This is a genomic window from Streptomyces sp. NPDC086519 (assembly GCF_040686075.1).
GTDB classification, from domain to species: domain Bacteria; phylum Actinomycetota; class Actinomycetes; order Streptomycetales; family Streptomycetaceae; genus Streptomyces; species Streptomyces shenzhenensis.
The window spans coordinates 363,304-383,092 of the sequence record NZ_JBFBJL010000002.1 but is presented as its reverse complement, the minus strand read 5'-3'; the positions used below and the strand labels follow the sequence as shown (position 1 = coordinate 383,092).

The window sequence follows — 19,789 nt, the reverse complement described above, 5'->3', positions numbered from 1 at the left end:
TCCGGACCGCGGATCCTCTCCACGATAACGGGCAAGAACCCGAAACGGAGGGGGTGTTGGCGAGATTCCCGGCCCTCCCAACTGCGACGAAGACCCTCCGGCATATGCCACCGGAATGACCCGCCCTTCGGACCTCGGGTGATCGAGCGTTCACTTCCTGTACGCAAGGGCGCGGCGCGGGGAAACTTTTACGGCCCGGCGGTGGAAATATCTACAGCACCGCCCCCAGGAACTCCCGGGTCCGCTCGTGCTCGGGCTCGCTGAAGATCCGCTCCGGCGGACCCGCCTCGATGACCCGGCCCGCGTCGAACATCAGGACCTGGTCGGAGATGTCCCGGGCGAAGTTCATCTCGTGGGTCACGCAGAGCATGGTGATGTCGGTGGAGCGGGCGATGTCCCTGAGCACGTCGAGGACGCCCGCGACCAGCTCCGGGTCGAGCGCCGAGGTCACCTCGTCCAGGAGCAGCACCTTCGGCCGCATGGCCAGCGCCCGCGCGATCGCGACCCGCTGCTGCTGGCCGCCGGAGAGCTGGGTCGGCCTGGCGTCGCACTTGTCGGCGAGGCCCACCAGGTCGAGCAGGTCCCGGGCGCGCGCCTCCGCCTCGTCCTTCGGCAGGCCGAGCACGGTCACCGGGGCCTCGGTGATGTTGCGCAGCACGGTCATGTTCGGGAACAGGTTGAACTGCTGGAACACCATCCCGATCTGCTTGCGGACCTCCCGCCGCTCCTTCTCCGACGCCGGGAAGAGCCGCTGTCCGTCGACGGTGATGGTGCCCGCGTCCGGCTTCGCCAGGGTCATCAGCAGCCGCAGGATCGTGGTCTTGCCGGAGCCGGAGGGGCCGATCAGGGTGACGTGCCGGCCCGTCTGCACGGCGAGGTCGAGCCCGTCGAGGACGGTGTTGCCCCCGAACCGCTTGGTCACCCCCTCCAGGCGGATCAGTTCGGTGGCCGCGGTGTCGGTGGTACTCGGCTGCTTGCTGGTGTCAACGGACAAGGCGACGCTCCAGGGTGCGCAGGAGGAGGGAGGCGAGGTAGGAGATGACGATGAAGGCGACGCCGATCACCGTCACCGGCTCGGTGAACTGGAAGTGCTGCTGGGAGAAGAGCCGGGCCTGGCCCAGCATCTCCAGCACGGTGATCGACATCAGGATCGGCGTGTCCTTGAGCATCGAGATCACGTAGTTGCCGAGCGGCGGCACCACCCGGCGCACCGCCTGCGGCAGGATGACCGCGAACCAGGTCCGCCGCGCCGGGAGACTCAGCGCCGTCGCGGCCTCCCACTGCCCCGCCGGCACCGCCTCGATGCCGGCCCGGTAGACCTGCATGGTGTACGTCGAGTAGTGCAGGCCGATCGCGAAGACCCCGGTGGTCAGCGCGGAGAACGTCAGTCCCCACTCGGGCAGCACGTAGAAGAGGAAGAACAGCTGCACCAGCAGCGGGGTGTTGCGCACGAACTCGGTCACCACCCCGACCGGCCAGCGCACCCACCGGGTGGGCGTCCGTATCAGCAGTGCCCACACCAGCCCCAGCGAGAACGAGATCAGCGAGCCGAGGACCAGTGCCTGGAGGGTGACCAGCAGGCCGTCCCAGAAGTGCGGCATGAACTCGCGTACGGCACTCCAGTCCCACCTCACGCGACACCACCCACCCCGGTCGTCTCCCTGCGCTTGCGGGTCCGGGCGGCGTGCTCGTCGCCCGGCTCCTTGCCGATCCCGGCCCGCAGCCGCTTCTCCAGACCGCGCATCAGCCGGGTGATGACGAACGCGATCACGAAGTAGACGAGGAGCAGATACGTGTAGATGTGCGCGCTCTCCTGCAACGCCAGCCGCACCAGGTTCCCGCTGAACGCCAGGTCGCCCATGCCGGTGATGGACACCAGGGCGGTGCCCTTGAGCAACTCCACGAGCAGGTTGCAGTAGGAGGGGATCATCTCCGGCACCGCCTGCGGCAGCAGGATCAGCCGCAGCCGCTGCCAGGGGGTGAAGCTGAGCGCGATCCCGCCCTCCTTCTGCGCCGGGTCGACCGCGCCCAGCGCCCCGCGCACGATCTCCGAGCCGTACGCGCCGTACGTCAGCCCGAGCGCGAGGGTGCCCGCCCACATCGGCACCAGCTGCCAGCCGAAGGCGACCGGCAGCACGAAGAACACCCAGAAGATCATCACCAGCGCCGAGGTGCCGCGGAACACCTCGGTGTAGAGACCGGCGAGAAACCGGACGATCCAGAGCCGGTGCGTCCGCGCCACACCCACCACCAGGGCCACGGCGGTCATCAACAGCCCGCTGAGCAGCAGCAGTTGGATGGTGGTCCAGACACCCTTGAGCACGAGGTCCCACAGTCCCGGGGTCATCCGCTCTTCCCTCCCCCGCACAGCTCCTTCGCCGTGAGGTCGGTCATCTCGGCCTCGGTGAAGCCGAACGGCCGCAGGATCCGGAACAGTTCGCCGCTCTTCTTCAGCTTGCGCAGCTCCACGTTGAAGGCGTCCCGCAGTTTCGTCTCCGCCGACCGGAACGCGAACGCGCCCCCGTCCACGTGCGGTTTCCCGCCCACGAGCGGCGCGAAGGCCTTGGTGGCCTCCGCCTTCGCCGACTTCCTGACGACCGCACGCGTGGTGAGCGCCGTACCGGCGAAGACGTCGACCCGCCCCGCCTCCACGGCGTTCAGCCCGGCGACCTGGTCGGGAACGATCAGGATGTCGCTCTCCTTGTACCCGGCCTCGACCGCGTACTGGATCTCCGCGTAGCCCGTCCCCGTCGCGAACGTCGCCTTCTTCGCGACGACGTCCTTGTAGTCGTGCAGCCCCTTGGGGTTCCCCTTCCGCACGATGAACGAGTCGAGCATCTGGTAGTCCGGGTCCGCGAAGATCACCTGCGCGCACCGTTCCGGGTTGACGTACATCCCGGCGGCCACGACGTCGAACTGCTGCGAGTTCAGCCCGGGAATCAGCGAACCGAACTCGGTCGGCACCGGCTGCACCCGGTCCACCCCGAGCCGCTTGAAGACCGCCTTCGCCAGCTCCGGTGCCTCACCGGTCAGGTGCCCGTTTTTGTCGATGTACCCGAAGGGAATCTCACCGGCGATCCCGAGCCGTACGACACCCTGGGCGCGCAGCCGTTGCAGCAGATCGCCGCCGTCGGTGGCGGCGGCGATGGCCACGCGCGTGCAACCGGCGGCGCCGAGCGCGCCGAGGGCGCCGACCGCGGCGGCACCCGCGAGCACCGCCCGCCGAGAGTGTCTGGATTCATACCCGGATGTGTCTGATTCGTTCCCGTGTGGTGGAGCCATGGCGGCGCGGCTACCCGACCCCAATCGACTTATGCACCATGGAAGGCATGACCGAACGATTCATCGAAGTCTCGCTGGTCAGCCGCGGTGTCACCGCCAAAGCCCGGCTCCTGGACGACCGCGCGCCCCTCACCTGCGCCGCCGTCTGGGACGCCCTGCCCCTGTCGGGCGACGTCTACCACGCGAAGTACGCCCGCAACGAGATCTACGCCCTTTTCCCGCCGTTCGCGCCGACGGAGCCGCCCCTGGAGAACCCGACGGTCACGCCCGTCCCCGGCGACCTGTGCTACTTCTCCTTCACCGGCACGGAGTTGGCCACCAAGGCCTACGGCTACGACCGCGAGGTACGCCCCGGCACCACGCTGGTCGACCTGGCCCTCTTCTACGAACGCAACAACCTCCTCCTCAACGGCGACGTGGGCTGGGTGCCCGGGATCGTGTGGGGACAGGTGGTGGAGGGGCTGCCGGAACTGGCCGAGGCCTGCAACGACCTGTGGCGCAACGGCGCGGCGGGGGAGCGACTGACGTTCCGGACCACGTGAGCCCACGCTTCTCGTGCGGTGCTTGTCGTTCTTCTCCGGCGGTGCCGGCGGTTTTTCTGCGATGGCACCGCCGGTCCTTTCTTCCCGCCGCGACGGCGCTGAGCCGCCCTGGCGTTGTTCGGCGGTGCCGTAACGGCCGTGGGCGTCGTGCCGTTCGCGCGTCTCCGTGGCGCTGCTGGTTTTTTCTTTTCCGCTGCGACGGTGCTGAGCTGCCCTGGCGTTGTTCGGCGGTGCCGTAACGGCCGTGGGCGTCGTGCCGTTCGCGCGTCTCCTGCGGCGCTGCTGGTTTTTCTTTTCCGCCGCGACGGCGCTAAGCCGCCACGGCGCTGTTCGGCGGTGCCGAGGCCACCTCTGCCTCGTACAGGGCGTGGGCCGCCCGTAGGACCAGGTCGTCGTGGTGGCGGGCGGCCACGATCTGCAGGCCTGCCGGGAGTCCGTCGGCGTCCGTCCCGACCGGGACCGTCGCGGCCGGCTGCTGGGTCAGGTTGAAGGGGTAGGTGAAGGGGGTCCAGCCTGTCCAGCGGCGGTGACCCGAACCCCTCGGCACCTCCACACCCGCCTCGAACGCCGTGATGGGCAGGGTGGGCGTGACGAGGAGGTCGTACGACTCGTGGAAGCGGCCCATCCGGCGGCCCAGGTCCGTCCGGACGTCCACCGCGGCGAGGTAGTCCAGCGCGGACAGGCGGGCGCCGATCCCGCAGATCTCCCGCAGCCCCGGGTCGAGTGACTCCCGCTGCTCAGGGGAGAAGCGCTGCGTCACCCGGGCGGCGCCCGCGAACCACAGCGCGTGGAACGCCTCCACCGGATCGCTGAAGTCCGGGTCGGTCTCCTCGACGTACGCCCCGAGTTCCGCGAGCCCCGCCACCGCCCGCCGTACCGCCGCCGCGACGGCGGGAACAACCGCGACCTGGCCCCCCAGCGTCAGAGAGAAGGCCACCCGGAGGCCGCGGACACCCCCGGTCAGGCCCGCCACGAAGGAGCCGGGGGCAGGGCCGAGGGCGGACCAGTCGCGGGCGTCCGGGGTCCCGATCACGTCCAGCATCAGCGCCGCGTCGGCCGCGTCCCGGGTCATCGGGCCGACGTGGGACAGCGTGCCGAAGGCGCTCGCCGGGTAGAGGGGGACACGGCCGTACGTCGGTTTCAGGCCGAAGATTCCGCAGAACGCGGCCGGGATCCGCACGCTGCCGCCACCGTCGGTGCCCAGGGACAGCGGCCCGGCGCCCAGGGCGACGGCCGCCGCGCTGCCGCCGCTGGAGCCGCCGGCGGTGCGGGAGGGGTCGTACGGGTTGCGGGTGATCCCGGAGAGCGGGGAGTCGGTCACGCCCTTCCAGCCGTACTCGGGGGTGGTCGTCTTGCCGATGAACACCGCGCCGTGCTCGCGCAGCCGGGCGACGGAAGGGGCATCCTCGTCCCACCTCCCGTCCACCGAGATCGTCTTCGAGCCGCGCAGGGTCGGATGGCCGCGCATGAGGAGGATGTCCTTGACCGTGACCGGGACGCCGTCCAGCAGCCCCGTCGGCTCCCCTCGCCGCCACCGCTCCTGCGACGCGCTCGCCCGCGCCAGGGCCTCCTCCTCCGTGAGCCGGACGAAGGCGTTGACCTCCGGCTGGATCCGCGCCGCCCGTTCCAGGGCCGCCCGGACCGCGTCCACGGGGCCGAACTCCCCCTTGCGGTAGCCGTCGAGGAGCTGCCGGGCGGTCAGGTCGGTGAGCTTCATGGGCCCCTCCCGGGAGGTCAGTGACCGGGCACGTAACCGCGCTTCTTGTCGACGACGTTCAGCAGGGATCTGCCCGCCGCCCACCGCTCGTACAACTCCACGAACTGGCTGCCCAGTTCGTCCCGCCAGCCGACCGTGTCCCCGCTCATGTGGGGGGAGATGATCAGGCCCGGCACACTCCACAGCGGGCTGTCGGCGGGCAACGGCTCGGTGGCCAGGACGTCCAGCGCCGCGGCGGCGATCCAGCGCCGGGTCAGCGCGCGGACCAGGGCCTCCTCGTCGACGAGCCGGCCCCGGCCGACGTTGATGAAGCACGCCGACGGCTGCATCACGCCGAAGCGGCGCGCGTCGAACATGCCGTACGTCTGCTCGGTCAGCGGGGCGGCCGCGATCACCCAGTCGGCGCGGGACATCAGCCGGTCCAGGTCGTCGGGGCCGTGGATACCGGTGCGCGGGACCCGGCCGACGAGGGCGGTGGTGACGCCGAGCGCCTTGAGGGTGCGGGCGATCGCCCGGCCGATCGGTCCGGTGCCGACCACGCACGCGCGCGTGCCGCCGACCCGGCGCGCCTCGCGGTGGAGCCAGGTCCGCTCCCGCTGGAGACCGAGGGTCCGGGGCAGGTCCTTGGCGATGGCGAGGACCAGCGCGGCCACGTACTCGGCGATGGGCGTGTCGAAGACCCCGCGCGCGTTGGTGACGACCGTGTCGGACGCGGCCAGCTCGGGGCACATCAGATGGTCGACGCCCGCGCTCGCCGTGTGCACCCAGCGCGGCCGCGGCCCCTCGCCCGGCCAGGCCTCGCGGACGGCGTGCGAGGTGAAGTCCCAGACCAGGAGGACGTCGGCCGACGGCAGCCGGGACGCCAGGCCCGCCGCGTCCGTGTGCACGATCCGGGCGCGGCCGGTGAGCCGGCCCAGCCGCGGGGGCGGGTCGGCGTCGAGGACCAGCAGGGTGGGCACGGGCGGCGTCATTCGGGGCGGTCTCCCGGTGTCCGACAGCGTCTGACATGGGCGGACGAAACGTCTCACAGGCACGGATTGACCACGCTGGCACCCGAACCTACCTTCGTCAACACGGGCGTATCCGTCGACCGTTGCCCCTCGACTTCCAGCGTGAGGCCGGTGACTTCCCATGGACGTCTCCTTTCTGGGCGGACCTCGGCCCCAGCGCGGCATCGGTGTCGTGGCGCCCTTCGACTTCGCGCTCGACCGCGAGCTGTGGCGCTGGGTGCCGGACGACGTGTCGCTGCATCTGACCAGGACGCCGTACGTGCCGGTCGAGGTCAGCCTGGACCTCGCCCGGCTGGTCAGCGAGCACGAGACCCTCGGCGAGGCGGTACGGGCGCTGACCGCGGTCGCGCCCGAGGTCGTCGCCTACGCCTGCACCTCCGGCAGCTTCGTCGGCGGCATCGCGGGCGAGCGCGCGATGTGCGAGGCGATGACCCGCTCCGGCGCGGTGCCCTCCCTGACCACCTCCGGCGCGCTGCTCGACGCGCTGACCGAGCTGGGCGTACGACGGCTGGCGCTGGTCACGCCGTACACCGTCTCGGTGACCCGGGCCCTTGAGGAGTACGTCGCGCAGGCGGGCATCCGCGTGGCCGGCTGCGCGTTCATGGGGCTGACCCGGCGCATCTGGCAGGTGCCGTACCGGGACGTGGTGGCCATGGCCCGGCAGGCGGTACGGCCCGGCGCCGCCGACGCCCTGTTCATCTCCTGCACCAACCTCCCCACCTACGACGTCATCCCCCAGCTGGAGGCCGAGCTGCGGATCCCGGTGCTGTCGGCCAACCAGGTCACGATGTGGGCGGCGCTGCGCAGGCTGGGTACCCGAGCGGTGGGCCCCTATCAGGCGCTGATCCGCCACGCGGACGAACCGGCGGTGGCGCGCGAGTGGCCCGTGTTGCCGGAAGAACAGCAGGAAGGATGGACATGACAGCGCTCGGGCTCCTCTATCCGGGGCACTCCGCGGAGGACGACTACCCCCGTATCGAGCAGCTCCTCGGCAGCGACGTCCGGGTGGACGTCGTCCACACCGACATCGGCGAGGACGCGCACCGGGTGGACGCGTTGCGCGAGATGGGGACCGACGAACGGCTGGCTGCCGGGGTGGCCGAGCTGCGGCTCGCGGGCGCGGACGCGGTGGTGTGGGCGTGCACCAGCGGGAGCTTCGTGTACGGCTGGGAGGGCGCCCAGCGGCAGGTCCGCGCGCTCGCCAGGGCGGCGGGGCTGCCGGCGTCGTCCACGTCCTTCGGCTTCGTGCACGCGGCGCGGGAGCTCGGGGTGCGGCGGGTGGCGGTCGGCGCGACCTATCCCGACGACGTGGCGTCCCTCTTCGCCGACTTCCTGCGGGCCGGGGGCCTGGAGGTGACCGGCGTGCGGTCCTCGGGGGTCGTCACGGCGGCGGAGGTGGCGACGTGGGGGGAGGAGGAGATCCTGACCCTGGCGCGGGCGGCCGACACCGGGGCGGCGGAGGCGGTGCTCCTTCCCGACACGGCACTGCACACGGCGGCGCACGTGTCCCTCCTGGAGAAGGCGCTGTCGAAGCCGGTGCTCACGGCGAACCAGGTGACCGTGTGGGAGGGCCTCCGCCTGGCCGACCGCCGGGTGAACGCCCCGGAACTGGGCACGCTGTTCACCCGCGAGCCCCTTGTGCAGGCCTGACCCGGCCGCCGTACCAGGGGGCTCCGCCCCCCGGACCCCCCGAAAACCTTCGCCCACCCACCACCCGACTCGGTAGGGACGAAGAAACCGAGAAAACCCCCAGCCCCGCTCCGCCGCGCCGGCGGTCCAGCGCGTGGGCAGTGGTGCCAGCGGCCCCGGCTGCGGGCAGGCGCGTCGGTCACCCAGCCCCGCTCCGCCGCGCCGCCACGTCAGTCACCCAGCTGCGGGCAGTCGTGCCGCTGGGGCGGCACGGGTGGGCGCAGCGGCACCCTGCAAGCGCCGGTAAGTGAAACCCCGCCCCCAGCCCCGACCGCACCCGCACCCGCACGGAATAAACGGAGACCTCCTCCTGTTATCGCCCTTCAGGACAGCTCACGGCCGTAATTCAGGAGGCTCTCACCGTGTCGGCAGACGAGATCCGGGGCATCACGCACGGGACCGCCCCCGTCCCCCTCTCCGTACTGGACCTGGTGACCGTCGGCACCGGCAGCACCGCCACCGACGCCCTGCGCACCAGCGCCTCGCTCGCGCGGCTCACCGAGGCGCGCGGCTTCCACCGGTACTGGGTGGCCGAGCACCACTCGATGCCCGGCGTGGCCTCCTCCTCGCCCGCCGTGATCCTCGCCCACCTCGCCGCCCACACCGAGCGGATCCGGCTGGGCTCGGGCGGGGTCATGCTGCCCAACCACGCCCCGCTGGTGATCGCGGAGCAGTTCGGCACACTGGAGGCGCTGGCGCCGGGCCGGGTCGACCTGGGGCTCGGGCGGGCGCCGGGGACCGACGGGGCCACCGCCGCCGCCCTGCGCCGCACCCAGACCCTCAACGAGGGCGCCGACGACTTCCCGCAGCAGCTCGCCGAGCTGACCCGGTTCCTCGACGACGACTTCCCGGACGGGCATCCGTACCGGAGGATCCACGCCATCCCGGGGCCGGTCCAGAGCACGACCCCCGGCGGGGTGCAGTCGCCGCACCGGCCGCCGATCTGGCTGCTCGGCTCCTCCGGCTTCAGCGCCCGGCTCGCCGGCATGCTCGGGCTGCCGTTCGCCTTCGCGCACCACTTCTCCGCGCAGAACACCATCCCGGCCCTCGACCTGTACCGGGAGTCCTTCAGCCCGTCCGCCGTGCTCGACGAGCCCTACGCCCTCATCGGTGTCTCCGTCCTCGCCGTGGACGAGGAGCGTGAGGCCCGGCGGCAGGTGCGGGCCGGCGCGGTGAACATGCTGCGGCTGCGCACCGGCCGGCCGGGGCTGTTCCCGGACCCCGACGACGTCGAGGGGCACGAGTTCTCCCCGATGGAGGAGGAGTTCGTGCACTCCTGGACGTCCAACATCGTGCACGGCACCGCCGACGAGGTCCGCGCCGGTCTCGACGACCTCCACAAGCGCACCGGCGCCGACGAGCTGATGCTCACCACGCACGCGCACCGCGGCGAACTGCGCCTGCGCTCCTACGAACTGGTCGCCGACGCCTACGGTTTGCCGACCGGGGTGTCCGCGTAGGTCCGGGTGTCCAGCAGTTCGGAGATACGATCCGCCGTCACCGGCCGGGAGTAGAGCCACCCCTGGCCGGTGTCGCAGCCGATGTGCCGCAGGCGGGAGGCCTGCGCCGAGGTCTCGACGCACTCCGCGGTGACGGTGAGGCCCAGGCGGTGGGCCAGCTGGATCATCGCCTCCACCACGACCTCGTCGGCCGGGTTCGGGCGGTCGCCCGGGTCGTCGTACTGGAAGCCCCGGACGAAGGAGCCGTCCAGCTTGAGGACGGAGACGGGGAGCCGGCTGAGGTAGGCGAGGTTCGAGTAGCCGGTGCCGAAGTCGTCGATGGCGATGCGGACGCCCATGTCGCTGAGGGCCTGGAGGGCCTGGAGGGGGCGGCCCGCCGAGCCCATGACCGCCGACTCCGTCAGCTCCAGTTGGAGCAGGTGCGGGGCCAGTCCGGTCTCGGCCAGGGTCTCCGCGACGTCCGCGACCAGGTCGGAGTCCCACACCTGGCGCACGGCGACGTTCACACTGACGAAGATCGGCGGCTCGCCGGGGTGGTCCAGCTGCCAGCGGCGGGCCTGGCGACAGGCGGTGGTCAGGGCCCAGCGGCCCAGCGGGACGATCGAGCCGTCCTCCTCGGCCAGTCCGATGAACCGATTCGGCGCCAGCGTGCCGAACTGCGGATGGTGCCAGCGGACCAGGGCCTCGACACCGCTGAGCCGGCCGTCCTCCATGCCCACCAGTGGCTGGTATTCGAGCACGAACTCGCCGCGTTCGATGGCCGGGCGGAGCGTGGAGGAGAGCGCCTGCCGGGTCACCAGGTGGGCGTTGCGCTCCGGATCGAAGAGCGTCCAGCGGGACCTGCCGTCGGCCTTCGCCCAGTAGAGGGTCGTGTCGGCGGCCTGCATCAGGCCGTTGGCCGTGGTGCCGGCGGCGTGCCGCTCGACCACCCCGATCGAGGCGGACAGCGACAGCCGCTGGCCGGCCAGGTCGAACGGCGCCTGGAGGGCGGCCAGCACCGACTCGGCCAGATCGGCCAGCTGCTCGGTGCCCGTCGAGTCCTCGACCAGCAGGGCGAACTCGTCCCCGCCGAGCCGGGCCACCAGCGGCGCGCCGGCCCGCGCGAAGCCGGCCTCGTCGGCCACCCGGGTCAGCCGTTCGGCGACGGCGGCCAGCAGGCGGTCGCCGACCCGGTGGCCGAGGGTGTCGTTGACCGCCTTGAATCCGTCGAGGTCCAGGTAGCACAGGCCGATCCGGCCGGTGCCGCTCTGCTCGTACGACTCCGCCTCCAGCGCGGCCGACAGCCGCTCGAAGAACAGGGTGCGGTTGGGCAGCCGGGTCACCGGGTCGTGCATCTGCAAGTGCCGCAGCCGGGCCTGGAGTTCGCGGCGGGCACTGATGTCGCAGACCGAGATCAGCACCCCCGGCGCGTCCTTGGCCAGCGGGGCGATGGAGACCTGGACCCACACCGAGTGCCCGTCGGGGTGCTTCAGCCGCCGGGTGCAGCGCAGCTTCGCCTGCCGGCCGCGCAGGACCTCGCGGTAGGCGTGCCAGGTACGGGCGTCGGAGGCCAGGTCCATCAGGTCGGCGGCGATCCGCCCGGGCAGCCCGGCCCGGTCGGCGCCGATCAGCGTGGCGAACGCCTCGTTGGCGGTGGTCACGAGCCCGTCGCGGTCGACCACAGCCATGGGCAGCGCCGCGGCCGCGAAGGCGTACGCGTATGTCTGTGGTTCTGTCTCGTCGTCTGTCTTCTGGTACGACTTCCGGTAGATATTGTCACTCTCTGTGACGGCGGACCGGTCGAGGTCTGCCGCGGGCGTCGGCCCTTCGGACGTTCCGCTCACCGCTCGCTCCCGCAGTGCACTCGATCTCTGTCCGTGCAGGAAAGTGTGCCGATCATAGATGCTGGCCCGAGGGCCTTCCAGCCACTGTCCAGTGTCCCTGATGAACCGGCGGTTCTGACAGATCGTTTCTGCCCGCACCTGGACGGGTTCTTGGGGGCCACCGGCCGGCTTGTGACGTTCCGTGAGTGACTCAGGGTGTCGGCCGTTCGGGTCTGTCTGATGTGAGCAGGGTGTTCCTCACCCTTCTGGTGCAGATAAACAGGTCATAAGGTGACAAACTCGCACAGGCTGGGGGCGGTGTCCCGAGAACCGCCTCCGGAGGTCCTTCCGTGCCGCGTCTCCTGCTGCGCAGCTCCGCCGCCGTGTTCACCACGATGTCGGCGCTCGTCGCAACGACGATCCTGACCGGACCGTCCGCCGCCGAGCCGTTCTCCACGGCTCCCTGTGCCCTGCACCGCACCGACGCGCACCACTCCGAGGGCGTGGACACCTGGAACGTCGACTACACCCGCCCCACCCACCCGCTGTCGGCCGTGATGGTGTTCCTCTCCTTCCCGGACGCCACCCCGCGGACCACGCCCGCGGAGCTCACCGCCGACCACTTCCCGGCCACCAGCCGGTACTACGAGCAGGCCTCCTACGGGAAGTTCACCGTCCGCCCGCACCCGCTCACCCACTGGCTGCGGATGCCCCGGCCCTCGGTCGCGTACGGCATAAGGCGCGACTGGAGTGTCCCGCTGCGGGCCGCCTACCTGCGGGACGCGTTCGCGGCGGCCGATCCCGAGGTCGACTTCTCGCACTACGACATCGTCTACCTCGTGGCCGACCCGGACGCGCCCGGTGTCGACTCCGACGCCACGAAGGTGGTCAACCTCGACACCCCGGTGCACGTCGACGGCACCGACCTCCGCCGGGTCGTCACCGTCTTCGAGAAGCACCCGCCGGACCGGCTGGTTCTCGCCCATGAGACCGGGCATGTCTTCGACCTCCCCGACCTCTACCACCGCCCGGCGGACGGCAAGGGCGACTGGGACACGTACGTCGGCGACTGGGACCTGATGGGCAGCCAGTTCGGGCTCTCCCCGGATCTCTTCGCCTGGCACAAGTGGAAGCTGGGATGGCTGGATCCGCGCCAGGTGGTGTGCGTCCGGGGGACCGCGCCGGCCCGGCTGACGCTGGAGCCGCTGTCCGCCGGGCCGGGGGTGCCGGTACAGGGGGCGGCGGGCGCCCCGGCCTTCGGGCTCGGCGACGGCACCAAGCTGGCGTTGGTGCGGACCGGGCCCGACACCGTGCTGGCCTTCGAGGCGCGCGGCGCGTCCGGCAACGACAGCGGGGCCTGCCGGCAGGGCATCCTCGTCTACCGGGTCCGCGACGAGACGGCCTCCGGCGGCGGCCCCGTCGAGGTGATCGACGCCCATCCGCACACCGAGGCCTGCTGGGAGAACTCGGTCTACCCGCCGCTGGCCGACGCCCCGGTCGCCCTCGGCGAGAGCTTCACCGTGCCGGGGGACGGTGTGCGGGTGGCGGTGGAGGGGCGGACGGCGTCCGGTGGCTGGAACGTGAAGATCACGCCGGCGCAACCGGACTGAACCCGCGCGGGACCCGTTGACCACAAGGCGAGAGGCCAAGCTCACAGGAGCTTGGCCTCTCGCCTACTTCGCGTGCGCCGCCAGGGACTCGAACCCCGGACCCGCTGATTAAGAGTCAGCTGCTCTAACCAACTGAGCTAGCGGCGCCTGCTGACGTCGTAGACCTTAGCACCCTGATCGGCGGGAGGAAAAATCGATATGCGCACGGTCGAGCGGGCCGCGCGGACCGCCGCCCAGAGCAGGATCTCCGGGCCGGGGAGCCATGGCTGCCGGGTGTCCGGGGCGACCAGCCAGCGGGCGTCGGCCGAGGCGGGGGAGGGGTCGGCGTGCGGCGCCGGGACGGTCACCGCGTCGCCGGTGCCGTGGCACAGCAGCGGCGGTACGGCCTGGCCGCGGCCGCCCCATTCCTCCCAGCCCAGCAGCGACGGCAGCCGGGCGGCGGTGCCGGGGGCGGCGAACAGGAGCATCCGGCCCCGGAACACCGCGACCGGCCCGGACCCCGGCCCCTCGTCCCACAGCCGGTCCAGCATGTGGCGGCCGAAGAGCGCCGGGGCGCTCACCACGTCGAAGGTCATTCCGCAGGGCAGGACGACCGGGGCGTCCGGCCGCTCCTCCCAGAAGGCGAGCGTGCTCCGCGGATACGTTCCTGCGGAGGCCAGCCAGGCGGCTCCGTCGGAGGTGACCCCGGCCGCGTCGCCGAGGTCGCCGAGGTCGCCGGGGAAGGTCTCGTACGGTATGCGGCTCATAGGGATGTGATACCCCTCGTGAACACCCGCTCGCCGTCGGTTGCGGAAAACCCGGGCGGGACGGAGCGGAAGGGCGTATCTTGCCCGCCCGGCATATGCCAACCGCTAGATCTGCTCGGGCCCCTGCCCTTCCCGCCCCCTCAGCAGATCCCGGCCGAACTCGACCATCTTCTTCGCGTAGTCCTCGGTCCACTCGGCCCGCTCGGCGATGTCGGCCGGGGTCAGCCGGTCGAAGCGGCGCGGGTCGGCGAGCTGGGCGGCGGCCATGGCCTGGAACTCCACCGCCCGGTCGGTGGCCACCCGGAACGCCTGGGTCAGCTCCGTGGCACGGGCCAGCAGCGCCCCGGGGTCGTCGATCGACTCCAGGCCGAAGAAGTGCTCGGGGTCGGCGACCGCTTCCACGGGCTCGAAGAGCAGGGGCGCGGGGCGTAGCCGCGGTTCGTTCCGACGCGGCGTGGGCTCCGCCATGTCTGGTCCTCCTCATACGGTGTCGATGACTGCGGTCCGATGACCACCGTCCATTCTCCCGCGCCCGCGCAAGGGGCCCCCAAGGCCGCCGGCTCACTCTGTGCTCGGCCGCCGCCGGCGGGTGTCAGGGGCGGTGGGGTACTCGGTGTTCGGCCAGGTGGGCCAGTATCGCGTGGTTCGCCTCCCAGCCGTCCGGGCTGTGGTCGATGGCCGCCTCCGGCGGCGTGCCGGACTCCGTCCGGCGGGTGGGGGTGTCAGGGGCGGTGGGGTACTCGGTGTTCGGCCAGGTGGGCCAGTACCGCGTGGTTCGCCTCCCAGCCGTCCGGGAATTTCACGAGGGTGCCCAGCTGGACCGGTTCTGTCGACGGGTAGTCGTCCAGCAGGTCGGTCACGCCGGCGCGGCAGATCATGATGCAGGCGTGGCGGTGGCGGGAGGCGAGGACGCACAGGCGGCCCGTCTCCAGGTGGAAGGCGGTGGCGTCCGGGCGGCCGGAGAGCGGATGGAGGACGACCGTCACGTCGTACTCACGGCCCTGGAGGCGATTCGCCGTGTCGACGGTGACATCCGCCGCGCCCAGCTCCGCCAGGGCCGCGCGGACGGCCGCCGCCTGGTCGCGGTGGGCGGTGCCGACGGCGATCCGGTCGGCGGTGAGCGGCGCGGGGTCGGGGGAGCGCTCGGACAGCGCCGCGCCGCCCCGGTCGAGCAGGCGTCGTACCACCGCCGCCACCGCCCGCACCGCCTCCGGGTCGGTGCGCGGGGTGTGCCGGGCGGGCAGCTCCAGCAGGCCCCAGCCGGACTCCGCCGCCTCGTCGATCACCCGGTCGGGTCCCGAGCCGTCGGAGGGGACGGCGAAGGTGAGGCGGCGGTCGCCGTGGCCGGTGCCGCTGCGGAACGGGGTGTACGGGTAGAACGCGCCGGACACGAGCGGGGCCGCGGAGGCCGGCAGACGCCAGGAGACCGGGAGGCGGTGCTGGGGAAGGCCCGGGTTGTGGGCGAGAAGGGTGGAGACGGCGGAGGCCGAGGGGTCGTACGACAGGCCCGCCCACTGTTCGCTGCCCACGATCGCGAACGGGTCCAGCTGGCCGGGGTCGCCCACGAACAGCGCCCGTTCGAACAGGCCGGCCACGGCGAGCAGCGAGTCCGAGCGCATCTGGTACGCCTCGTCGACGATCGCGTGCCGCCAGGGCTGGTCCACCTTGACGTGCGCCCACTTCGCGGCGGTGGACAGCACGACCTGTGTCTGGCCGAGGTCGGCCGCCTTCGCCGACTTGCGGACGCTCGGCAGGTCGTCCAGCGCCTTGTCGTACGGGTCGGCGTCACTGCTGTGGAGGCGGCCGACGGGCAGCTCCGGGTTCTTCTCGGCGAGCCGCAGCACGAGGTCGTCCACCTGCGCGTTGGTCTGCGCGACGATCATCAACGGGCGTCCGGCGTCGGCGAGTTCGAGCGCGGCTCGGACTACGAGCGTGGACTTGCCGGCCCCCGGCGGGGAGTCCACGACCACGCCCCGGTCGGTGCCGTGCAGGGTGTCGTGGAGGATCGCGGCGGTGGCCTGCGCGGCGGCCGTCGCGGGATCGATTTCTTGCGCGTGGCCGATCACGTTCTGTGCCATTCAGGTGACATTCGGTAGTCTTCTGGTGTGCTGAGCGAGAACCAAGCTGGCGCAGCACTTCCGATTTCCAGGGCAAACCGGGCTGGTTCCAACCCGGCTGGTGTCGATCGCGGAAGACTCGGTCGTTCGCCGAGCGATCGAGCGGCGTGAGCCAGGAATTCCTCTCGTCCGTGAGGGGGAGGGTTCAAAGGATGTCCTCCGCGGTCACAGGGTCGGCATTTTCGGGCACGGCGGCCGTCTCACCAGGCGGCCCGCCGTGCGTCCACGGGGTGTCCTCCGGGTCGGGCAGCCTGGCGCCGCCGCGCTGCTCGTGCTCGAACAGGGTGAAGACGAGCCGGTCGCCCTTCTCCGGCACCGAGCCCTCCTCCGGTTCCTTGCCGCGGCCCATCTTGTCCAGGACGCGCAGCACCACGACCCCCTCCGCCTCGTACCCGACGAACTCCGCCGACTGCGGCTTGCCGCCCAGCGAGCGGTACGCCTTCGCCCGCTCGCCGAGCTGGGGCCGGTCCTCCGTGCGCACGGTCACCAGCGGGCGCGGACTGGGCCGCCTGCCCTCGCTGTAGGCCATGACGACATCGAGGACCTCGCCCGCGAACGCCTCCCCGGACAGCCGCCGCCCCGCCATCACCAGCGGGTCGTCGAGCGCCTCCTGGGCGTCGAGGCGGGCCTGCTCCCGCTCGCGGGTGGCCAGTTTGGCGGCCGCGGTCACCGCGTCGTCCCGCCGGGGCTGCGGGGGCTCACCGGCGAGCACCCGGTCCCGGTGGCCGGTGAACGACCAGCGGTCGCGCGTCCACCGCTCCTCGACCCGGGCGCCCTCCGGCAGGCCGCGCAGCAGATCCAGCCCCCGCCAGACCGCGTCCCAGGTGGGCCGGGTACGGCTCTCGACCAGGGCGCGGATCTCCCGCTCGGCGGCGGTGAGGATCGCCAGCCGGTCGTCGGCCTGCAAGCCGTCCTCGGCTTCGGCGAAGGCGGTGCGGGCGCGGTCGTAGCGCTCGAAGGCGGGGGCCAGCAGCTTGTTGTCGAAGGCCGGGTCGGTGGCGGGCCCGGCCGGCGGGCACAGCAGCTGCCCCTCGCCGTCCCGCGCCAGCTCGGCCACCCGCGCGGCCGCCGCGCCCGTGCTGCCCTCCGGAGGGTCGATCCAGGCGAGCAGTGCGCCCAGGTGCTGGTCCTCGACGCCGGACTGGCCGGTCGCCCAGTGCCGGGACAGCAGGTCCGTCATGGCGAGGAGGAGGGAGGAGCCCGGGACCCGGGCACGCTCGCCGAAGTGGGTGAGCCAGCGGCCGAGCAACGGCACCCGGGGCGGCGCCGGGTAGGGCGCCTCCGGGTCCTGCTCCGCGGTGCGCCGGAACCGCGTCGACCGCCCCAGGAGCCGCACGTACTCGATGCCGGCGCGGCCCGGGACGATCAGCTGGGGGGCGTCCGAGCACAGTTCGACCTCGACCTTGACCCGCTTGCCGGTCTGCGGGTCGGTCTCGGTGCGCTCGGCGGCCTCGACGCTGCCCGCGTAGGAGTCGAGGTAGGGCAGGACGACGTCGGCGAGCTCGGCGAGGAAGGCGAACCGCAGGTCCCGGTCGCGCGGCTGGGGCACGACCAGCAGCCGCGGGGCGTCCCGGTCGGTGCCGACCAGGGCGCCGAGCGGGGCTCCGGTCTCGCCGGAGGTGGTGAGCGGGACGAACACCAGCGGATGCTCGGAGAGATGCCGGTGGCGGACGGTCGCGGCGGGCTGCGCGATGCCCGTGCTCACCGCTTCCAGGCGGGCCAGAGTGGTGATCAGGGACACAACGCCCCCTCGGCGTCGGCACCGACGACGGCACCGACGCCGCTCAGCGCCTCGGCGCGCAGGGCCGCCGCCCGGCGCAGGGCCGCCACCGCCGGGTCGGCCGGGTCGCCGCTCTCGCCGCGCGCCGCCGACAGCACGTCCGCGACGGTGGCCAGCCCGCCCAGCTCGGCCCGGGCCGCGCGGCCCAGCGCGGTCACCTCGTCGGCCTCGCGGGAGCGCTGCCGGCAGTGGAAGGCCAGTTCACAGGCGGACAGGCACTCGGGCGCGTAGGCCGCCGGGACGGCGTCCACGGCCGCCGCCAGTTGCTCCGCCGGCAGGTCCGGGGCGAAACAGGTGCCCTCGGGAAGGGTGTCGGCGATGTCCTGGATGCGGGTGAGCCGGGTCAGCTGGCGGGCGGTGACCGCGCGCTGCTTGCGGACGTCCACGGCGGCGGCGGTCGGCAGGTTGGCGAAGTCCTTGGGGCAGACGAGGAGCACGTCGTGGCGCACCCGCGGGGCCGGGGTGAGCCGGGCCGCGACCTGCTCCAGGGCCAGCACGTACACCGCGGCCTGCCGGGCGGCCGCGCCCACCTTCGCCGGGTCGGCGGAACCGTCCAGCATCGGGAAGGACTTGATCTCCACGACCGTCCAGCTGCCGTCCGGGTGCACGACCACCGCGTCCGGCTCCAGGAACGCGGGGGAGCCCGCCACCTCGAGCGCCAGCATCGGATGGTCGAACAGCGCCCAGCCGCCCGCCTCGACGGCCTCGCGCAGCGCCAGCGCCGTACGGGCCGTACGCCCCTCGGGCCCGATCGCGGACAGGTCCGGCACGGCGGCCCGCTCGGCCGGCTCGGCGCCCGGGTCGAGGTGGGCGCGGACCAGGCGCAGCAACTCGGCCCCGCCGTCCGCCTTCACCTTCGCCTCGAAGGCGTTGCCCCGGGTCAGCGCGAACTGCGACTGGCCGAACGCCGACGGCGAGCCGAGGGCGCCCGCCAGCGCGGTCTTGTCCACCCCGGCGCCGTCCAGGATCGCCCGGCGCCTGCACCCCGGGTTGGCGGCGAGCGCCGCGAGGGCGCGCGCGTCCAGGGCCTTGGCCGGGACGTCGGGGCCGCGCAGCTCAGCGAGCCGGTGCCGGAGCGCTCTCCCCCGCGTCGGTGGGGGCGGCGTCCGGTTCGGCTCCGGAGGCGAGCCGGGACTCGCGCTGCGATGGGATTCGCTCACCCGCCGAAGTCTGGCATCCGCCACTGACAATCGGGGAACCTGCGCCGCCCGAGCGCGCTGTGACGAGGGAGGCGCCCGGGGCGATCCGCACCCTGACGAGATCCGCGACCCGCATCACGGACGGCGCCAGCAGGTAGCCCACGCCCATCACGAACACGCCCGCGACCGCGTCCAGGAAGTAGTGGTTGGCGGTGCCCATCACGACGATCGCGGTCAGCAGCGGGTAGGCCACGCCGAGCACCTTGGTCAGGCGGTTGCCGCCGTGGCGCCACAGCATCACCCCGCACCACAGCGCCCAGCCGCAGTGCAGGCTCGGCATCGCCGCGTACTGGTTGGTCATCCCGCCGAGGCCGCGCGGGGCGCTGGCGTCGCCGCCCCACCAGCCGTACGAGCTGTACTGGGCCATCGTGTCGACGAAGCCGTACTTCACGGCCAGCAGCCGGGGCGGGCAGGTGGGCAGCAGGGTGAAGCCGATCAGGCCGATGAACGTCGACGTCATCAGCCAGGTGCGGGCCCGCCGGTAGATCCCGGCATGCTTGCGGAACAGGAAGACCAGGATGACCGGGGTGACCAGGTAGTGCAGCGAGGCGTACCAGAAGTCCGCCGGTACGCCGAGCCACGGCTCGCGCGTGAACAGGCGGTTGAGCGGGTGCTCGGCGTTGAGGCGCAGGTCCTTCTCGATGCGCAGGATCGCCAGGCCGTGGTCGACGGCGGCGGACGTGTTCCCGCGCGCGAGCAGGCGGCCGGCCGTGTAGCAGCCGTACACCAGCAGGATCAGCGGCAGCTCGGTCCACCAGCGCAGCCGGGTTCGCGCAGTCACCTCGGTGCCCGGTATCTCGGTCTGCGGCATCCGACTGCCTCCCCCTTCTCTCGC

At 72.4% G+C, this 19,789-nt stretch carries 18 protein-coding genes and 1 tRNA gene; 5 read left to right on the top strand and 14 right to left on the bottom strand.

From position 1 onward, the window contains the following. Positions 1 to 211 precede the first annotated feature (211 nt). From ehuA to ehuB, 4 genes are read right to left on the bottom strand one after another with little or no spacing between them, the layout of a single operon-like run. Positions 212 to 994 (bottom strand): ectoine/hydroxyectoine ABC transporter ATP-binding protein EhuA, encoded by a 783-nt coding sequence (ehuA, locus tag AB0P24_RS03955; protein ID WP_365790586.1) that lies wholly within the window; start codon positions 992 to 994, stop codon positions 212 to 214. Beyond that, positions 984 to 1,634 carry an ectoine/hydroxyectoine ABC transporter permease subunit EhuD gene (gene ehuD / locus AB0P24_RS03950; RefSeq protein ID WP_365790585.1) on the bottom strand — a complete coding sequence of 217 codons (651 nt, stop codon included), beginning with the start codon at positions 1,632 to 1,634 and terminating at the stop codon, positions 984 to 986. The genes ehuA and ehuD overlap by 11 nt, the downstream gene beginning before the upstream one ends. Next, positions 1,631 to 2,347: an ectoine/hydroxyectoine ABC transporter permease subunit EhuC gene (gene ehuC / locus AB0P24_RS03945; protein WP_365790584.1), complete on the bottom strand. Its 717-nt coding sequence runs from the start codon at positions 2,345 to 2,347 to the stop codon at positions 1,631 to 1,633. Before ehuC ends, ehuD begins: the two co-directional genes overlap by 4 nt. Continuing rightward, positions 2,344 to 3,282, bottom strand: a complete 939-nt coding sequence (ehuB, locus tag AB0P24_RS03940; protein WP_365790583.1) for an ectoine/hydroxyectoine ABC transporter substrate-binding protein EhuB — start codon at positions 3,280 to 3,282, stop codon at positions 2,344 to 2,346. Before ehuB ends, ehuC begins: the two co-directional genes overlap by 4 nt. Before the next feature lie 47 nt (positions 3,283 to 3,329). Between ehuB and AB0P24_RS03935 the strand changes: the two genes are divergently transcribed. Further along, positions 3,330 to 3,824 carry a DUF3830 family protein gene (locus tag AB0P24_RS03935; protein WP_365790582.1) on the top strand — a complete coding sequence of 165 codons (495 nt, stop codon included), beginning with the start codon at positions 3,330 to 3,332 and terminating at the stop codon, positions 3,822 to 3,824. 310 nt (positions 3,825 to 4,134) lie between these two features. On the opposite strand, the gene AB0P24_RS03930 is transcribed toward AB0P24_RS03935, so the two are convergent. After that, positions 4,135 to 5,541: an amidase gene (locus tag AB0P24_RS03930; protein ID WP_365790581.1), complete on the bottom strand. Its 1,407-nt coding sequence runs from the start codon at positions 5,539 to 5,541 to the stop codon at positions 4,135 to 4,137. A 17-nt stretch (positions 5,542 to 5,558) separates the two neighbouring features. After that, the gene (locus AB0P24_RS03925; protein ID WP_365790580.1) at positions 5,559 to 6,512 is read right to left on the bottom strand and encodes a D-2-hydroxyacid dehydrogenase; all 954 of its coding nucleotides are present in this window, start codon (positions 6,510 to 6,512) and stop codon (positions 5,559 to 5,561) included. A gap of 160 nt (positions 6,513 to 6,672) precedes the next feature. Here AB0P24_RS03925 and AB0P24_RS03920 point away from each other — a divergent pair, with 160 nt between their 5' ends. The 3 genes from AB0P24_RS03920 (at position 6,673) to AB0P24_RS03910 (ending at position 9,700) form a co-directional block, all read left to right on the top strand. After that, positions 6,673 to 7,473 carry an aspartate/glutamate racemase family protein gene (locus tag AB0P24_RS03920; RefSeq protein ID WP_365790579.1) on the top strand — a complete coding sequence of 267 codons (801 nt, stop codon included), beginning with the start codon at positions 6,673 to 6,675 and terminating at the stop codon, positions 7,471 to 7,473. Next, positions 7,470 to 8,201, top strand: coding sequence for a decarboxylase (locus AB0P24_RS03915; RefSeq protein WP_365790578.1), 732 nt, complete (start codon positions 7,470 to 7,472; stop codon positions 8,199 to 8,201). The genes AB0P24_RS03920 and AB0P24_RS03915 overlap by 4 nt, the downstream gene beginning before the upstream one ends. A gap of 401 nt (positions 8,202 to 8,602) precedes the next feature. After that, positions 8,603 to 9,700 carry an LLM class flavin-dependent oxidoreductase gene (locus tag AB0P24_RS03910; protein ID WP_365790577.1) on the top strand — a complete coding sequence of 366 codons (1,098 nt, stop codon included), beginning with the start codon at positions 8,603 to 8,605 and terminating at the stop codon, positions 9,698 to 9,700. Here AB0P24_RS03910 and AB0P24_RS03905 read toward each other — a convergent pair. After that, positions 9,670 to 11,523, bottom strand: a complete 1,854-nt coding sequence (locus tag AB0P24_RS03905) for an EAL domain-containing protein (RefSeq protein ID WP_365790576.1) — start codon at positions 11,521 to 11,523, stop codon at positions 9,670 to 9,672. The two genes, AB0P24_RS03910 and AB0P24_RS03905, sit on opposite strands and share 31 nt — an antisense overlap. Before the next feature lie 374 nt (positions 11,524 to 11,897). Here AB0P24_RS03905 and AB0P24_RS03900 point away from each other — a divergent pair, with 374 nt between their 5' ends. Then, complete coding sequence (locus AB0P24_RS03900) at positions 11,898 to 13,112, top strand: M6 family metalloprotease domain-containing protein (RefSeq protein WP_365790677.1); 1,215 nt, start codon at positions 11,898 to 11,900, stop codon at positions 13,110 to 13,112. Between the two features lie 73 nt (positions 13,113 to 13,185). On the opposite strand, the gene AB0P24_RS03895 is transcribed toward AB0P24_RS03900, so the two are convergent. The 7 genes from AB0P24_RS03895 to AB0P24_RS03865 form a co-directional block, all read right to left on the bottom strand. Next, positions 13,186 to 13,259, bottom strand: a tRNA-Lys gene (locus AB0P24_RS03895). Next, positions 13,250 to 13,858 (bottom strand): bifunctional DNA primase/polymerase, encoded by a 609-nt coding sequence (locus AB0P24_RS03890; RefSeq protein ID WP_365790575.1) that lies wholly within the window; start codon positions 13,856 to 13,858, stop codon positions 13,250 to 13,252. The genes AB0P24_RS03895 and AB0P24_RS03890 overlap by 10 nt, the downstream gene beginning before the upstream one ends. 105 nt (positions 13,859 to 13,963) lie before the next feature. Continuing rightward, entirely contained in the window at positions 13,964 to 14,326 is a 363-nt protein-coding gene (locus AB0P24_RS03885; RefSeq protein WP_181806901.1) for a hypothetical protein, read from the bottom strand. Positions 14,327 to 14,580: 254 nt separating this feature from the next. Continuing rightward, a complete protein-coding gene (locus AB0P24_RS03880; RefSeq protein ID WP_365790574.1) occupies positions 14,581 to 15,936 on the bottom strand; it encodes an AAA domain-containing protein in 1,356 nt (451 codons plus the stop codon). Positions 15,937 to 16,120: 184 nt separating this feature from the next. Beyond that, entirely contained in the window at positions 16,121 to 17,716 is a 1,596-nt protein-coding gene (locus AB0P24_RS03875) for a hypothetical protein (RefSeq protein WP_365790573.1), read from the bottom strand. Further along, a complete protein-coding gene (locus tag AB0P24_RS03870; RefSeq protein ID WP_365790572.1) occupies positions 17,707 to 18,915 on the bottom strand; it encodes a hypothetical protein in 1,209 nt (402 codons plus the stop codon). The genes AB0P24_RS03875 and AB0P24_RS03870 overlap by 10 nt, the downstream gene beginning before the upstream one ends. Then, complete coding sequence (locus AB0P24_RS03865; protein ID WP_365790571.1) at positions 18,812 to 19,765, bottom strand: phosphatase PAP2 family protein; 954 nt, start codon at positions 19,763 to 19,765, stop codon at positions 18,812 to 18,814. Before AB0P24_RS03865 ends, AB0P24_RS03870 begins: the two co-directional genes overlap by 104 nt. Between the last annotated feature and the right edge of the window lie 24 nt (positions 19,766 to 19,789).

Coding starts and splice junctions, on each gene's coding strand:
- ehuB (WP_365790583.1), bottom strand. CDS start 3,282: ATGGCTCCACCACACGGGAACGAATCAGACACATCCGGGTATGAATCC.
- AB0P24_RS03880 (WP_365790574.1), bottom strand. CDS start 15,936: ATGGCACAGAACGTGATCGGCCACGCGCAAGAAATCGATCCCGCGACG.
- AB0P24_RS03885 (WP_181806901.1), bottom strand. CDS start 14,326: ATGGCGGAGCCCACGCCGCGTCGGAACGAACCGCGGCTACGCCCCGCG.
- AB0P24_RS03865 (WP_365790571.1), bottom strand. CDS start 19,765: ATGCCGCAGACCGAGATACCGGGCACCGAGGTGACTGCGCGAACCCGG.
- AB0P24_RS03920 (WP_365790579.1), top strand. CDS start 6,673: ATGGACGTCTCCTTTCTGGGCGGACCTCGGCCCCAGCGCGGCATCGGT.
- AB0P24_RS03890 (WP_365790575.1), bottom strand. CDS start 13,858: ATGAGCCGCATACCGTACGAGACCTTCCCCGGCGACCTCGGCGACCTC.
- AB0P24_RS03935 (WP_365790582.1), top strand. CDS start 3,330: ATGACCGAACGATTCATCGAAGTCTCGCTGGTCAGCCGCGGTGTCACC.
- AB0P24_RS03925 (WP_365790580.1), bottom strand. CDS start 6,512: ATGACGCCGCCCGTGCCCACCCTGCTGGTCCTCGACGCCGACCCGCCC.
- ehuC (WP_365790584.1), bottom strand. CDS start 2,347: ATGACCCCGGGACTGTGGGACCTCGTGCTCAAGGGTGTCTGGACCACC.
- AB0P24_RS03930 (WP_365790581.1), bottom strand. CDS start 5,541: ATGAAGCTCACCGACCTGACCGCCCGGCAGCTCCTCGACGGCTACCGC.
- AB0P24_RS03915 (WP_365790578.1), top strand. CDS start 7,470: ATGACAGCGCTCGGGCTCCTCTATCCGGGGCACTCCGCGGAGGACGAC.
- AB0P24_RS03900 (WP_365790677.1), top strand. CDS start 11,898: ATGTCGGCGCTCGTCGCAACGACGATCCTGACCGGACCGTCCGCCGCC.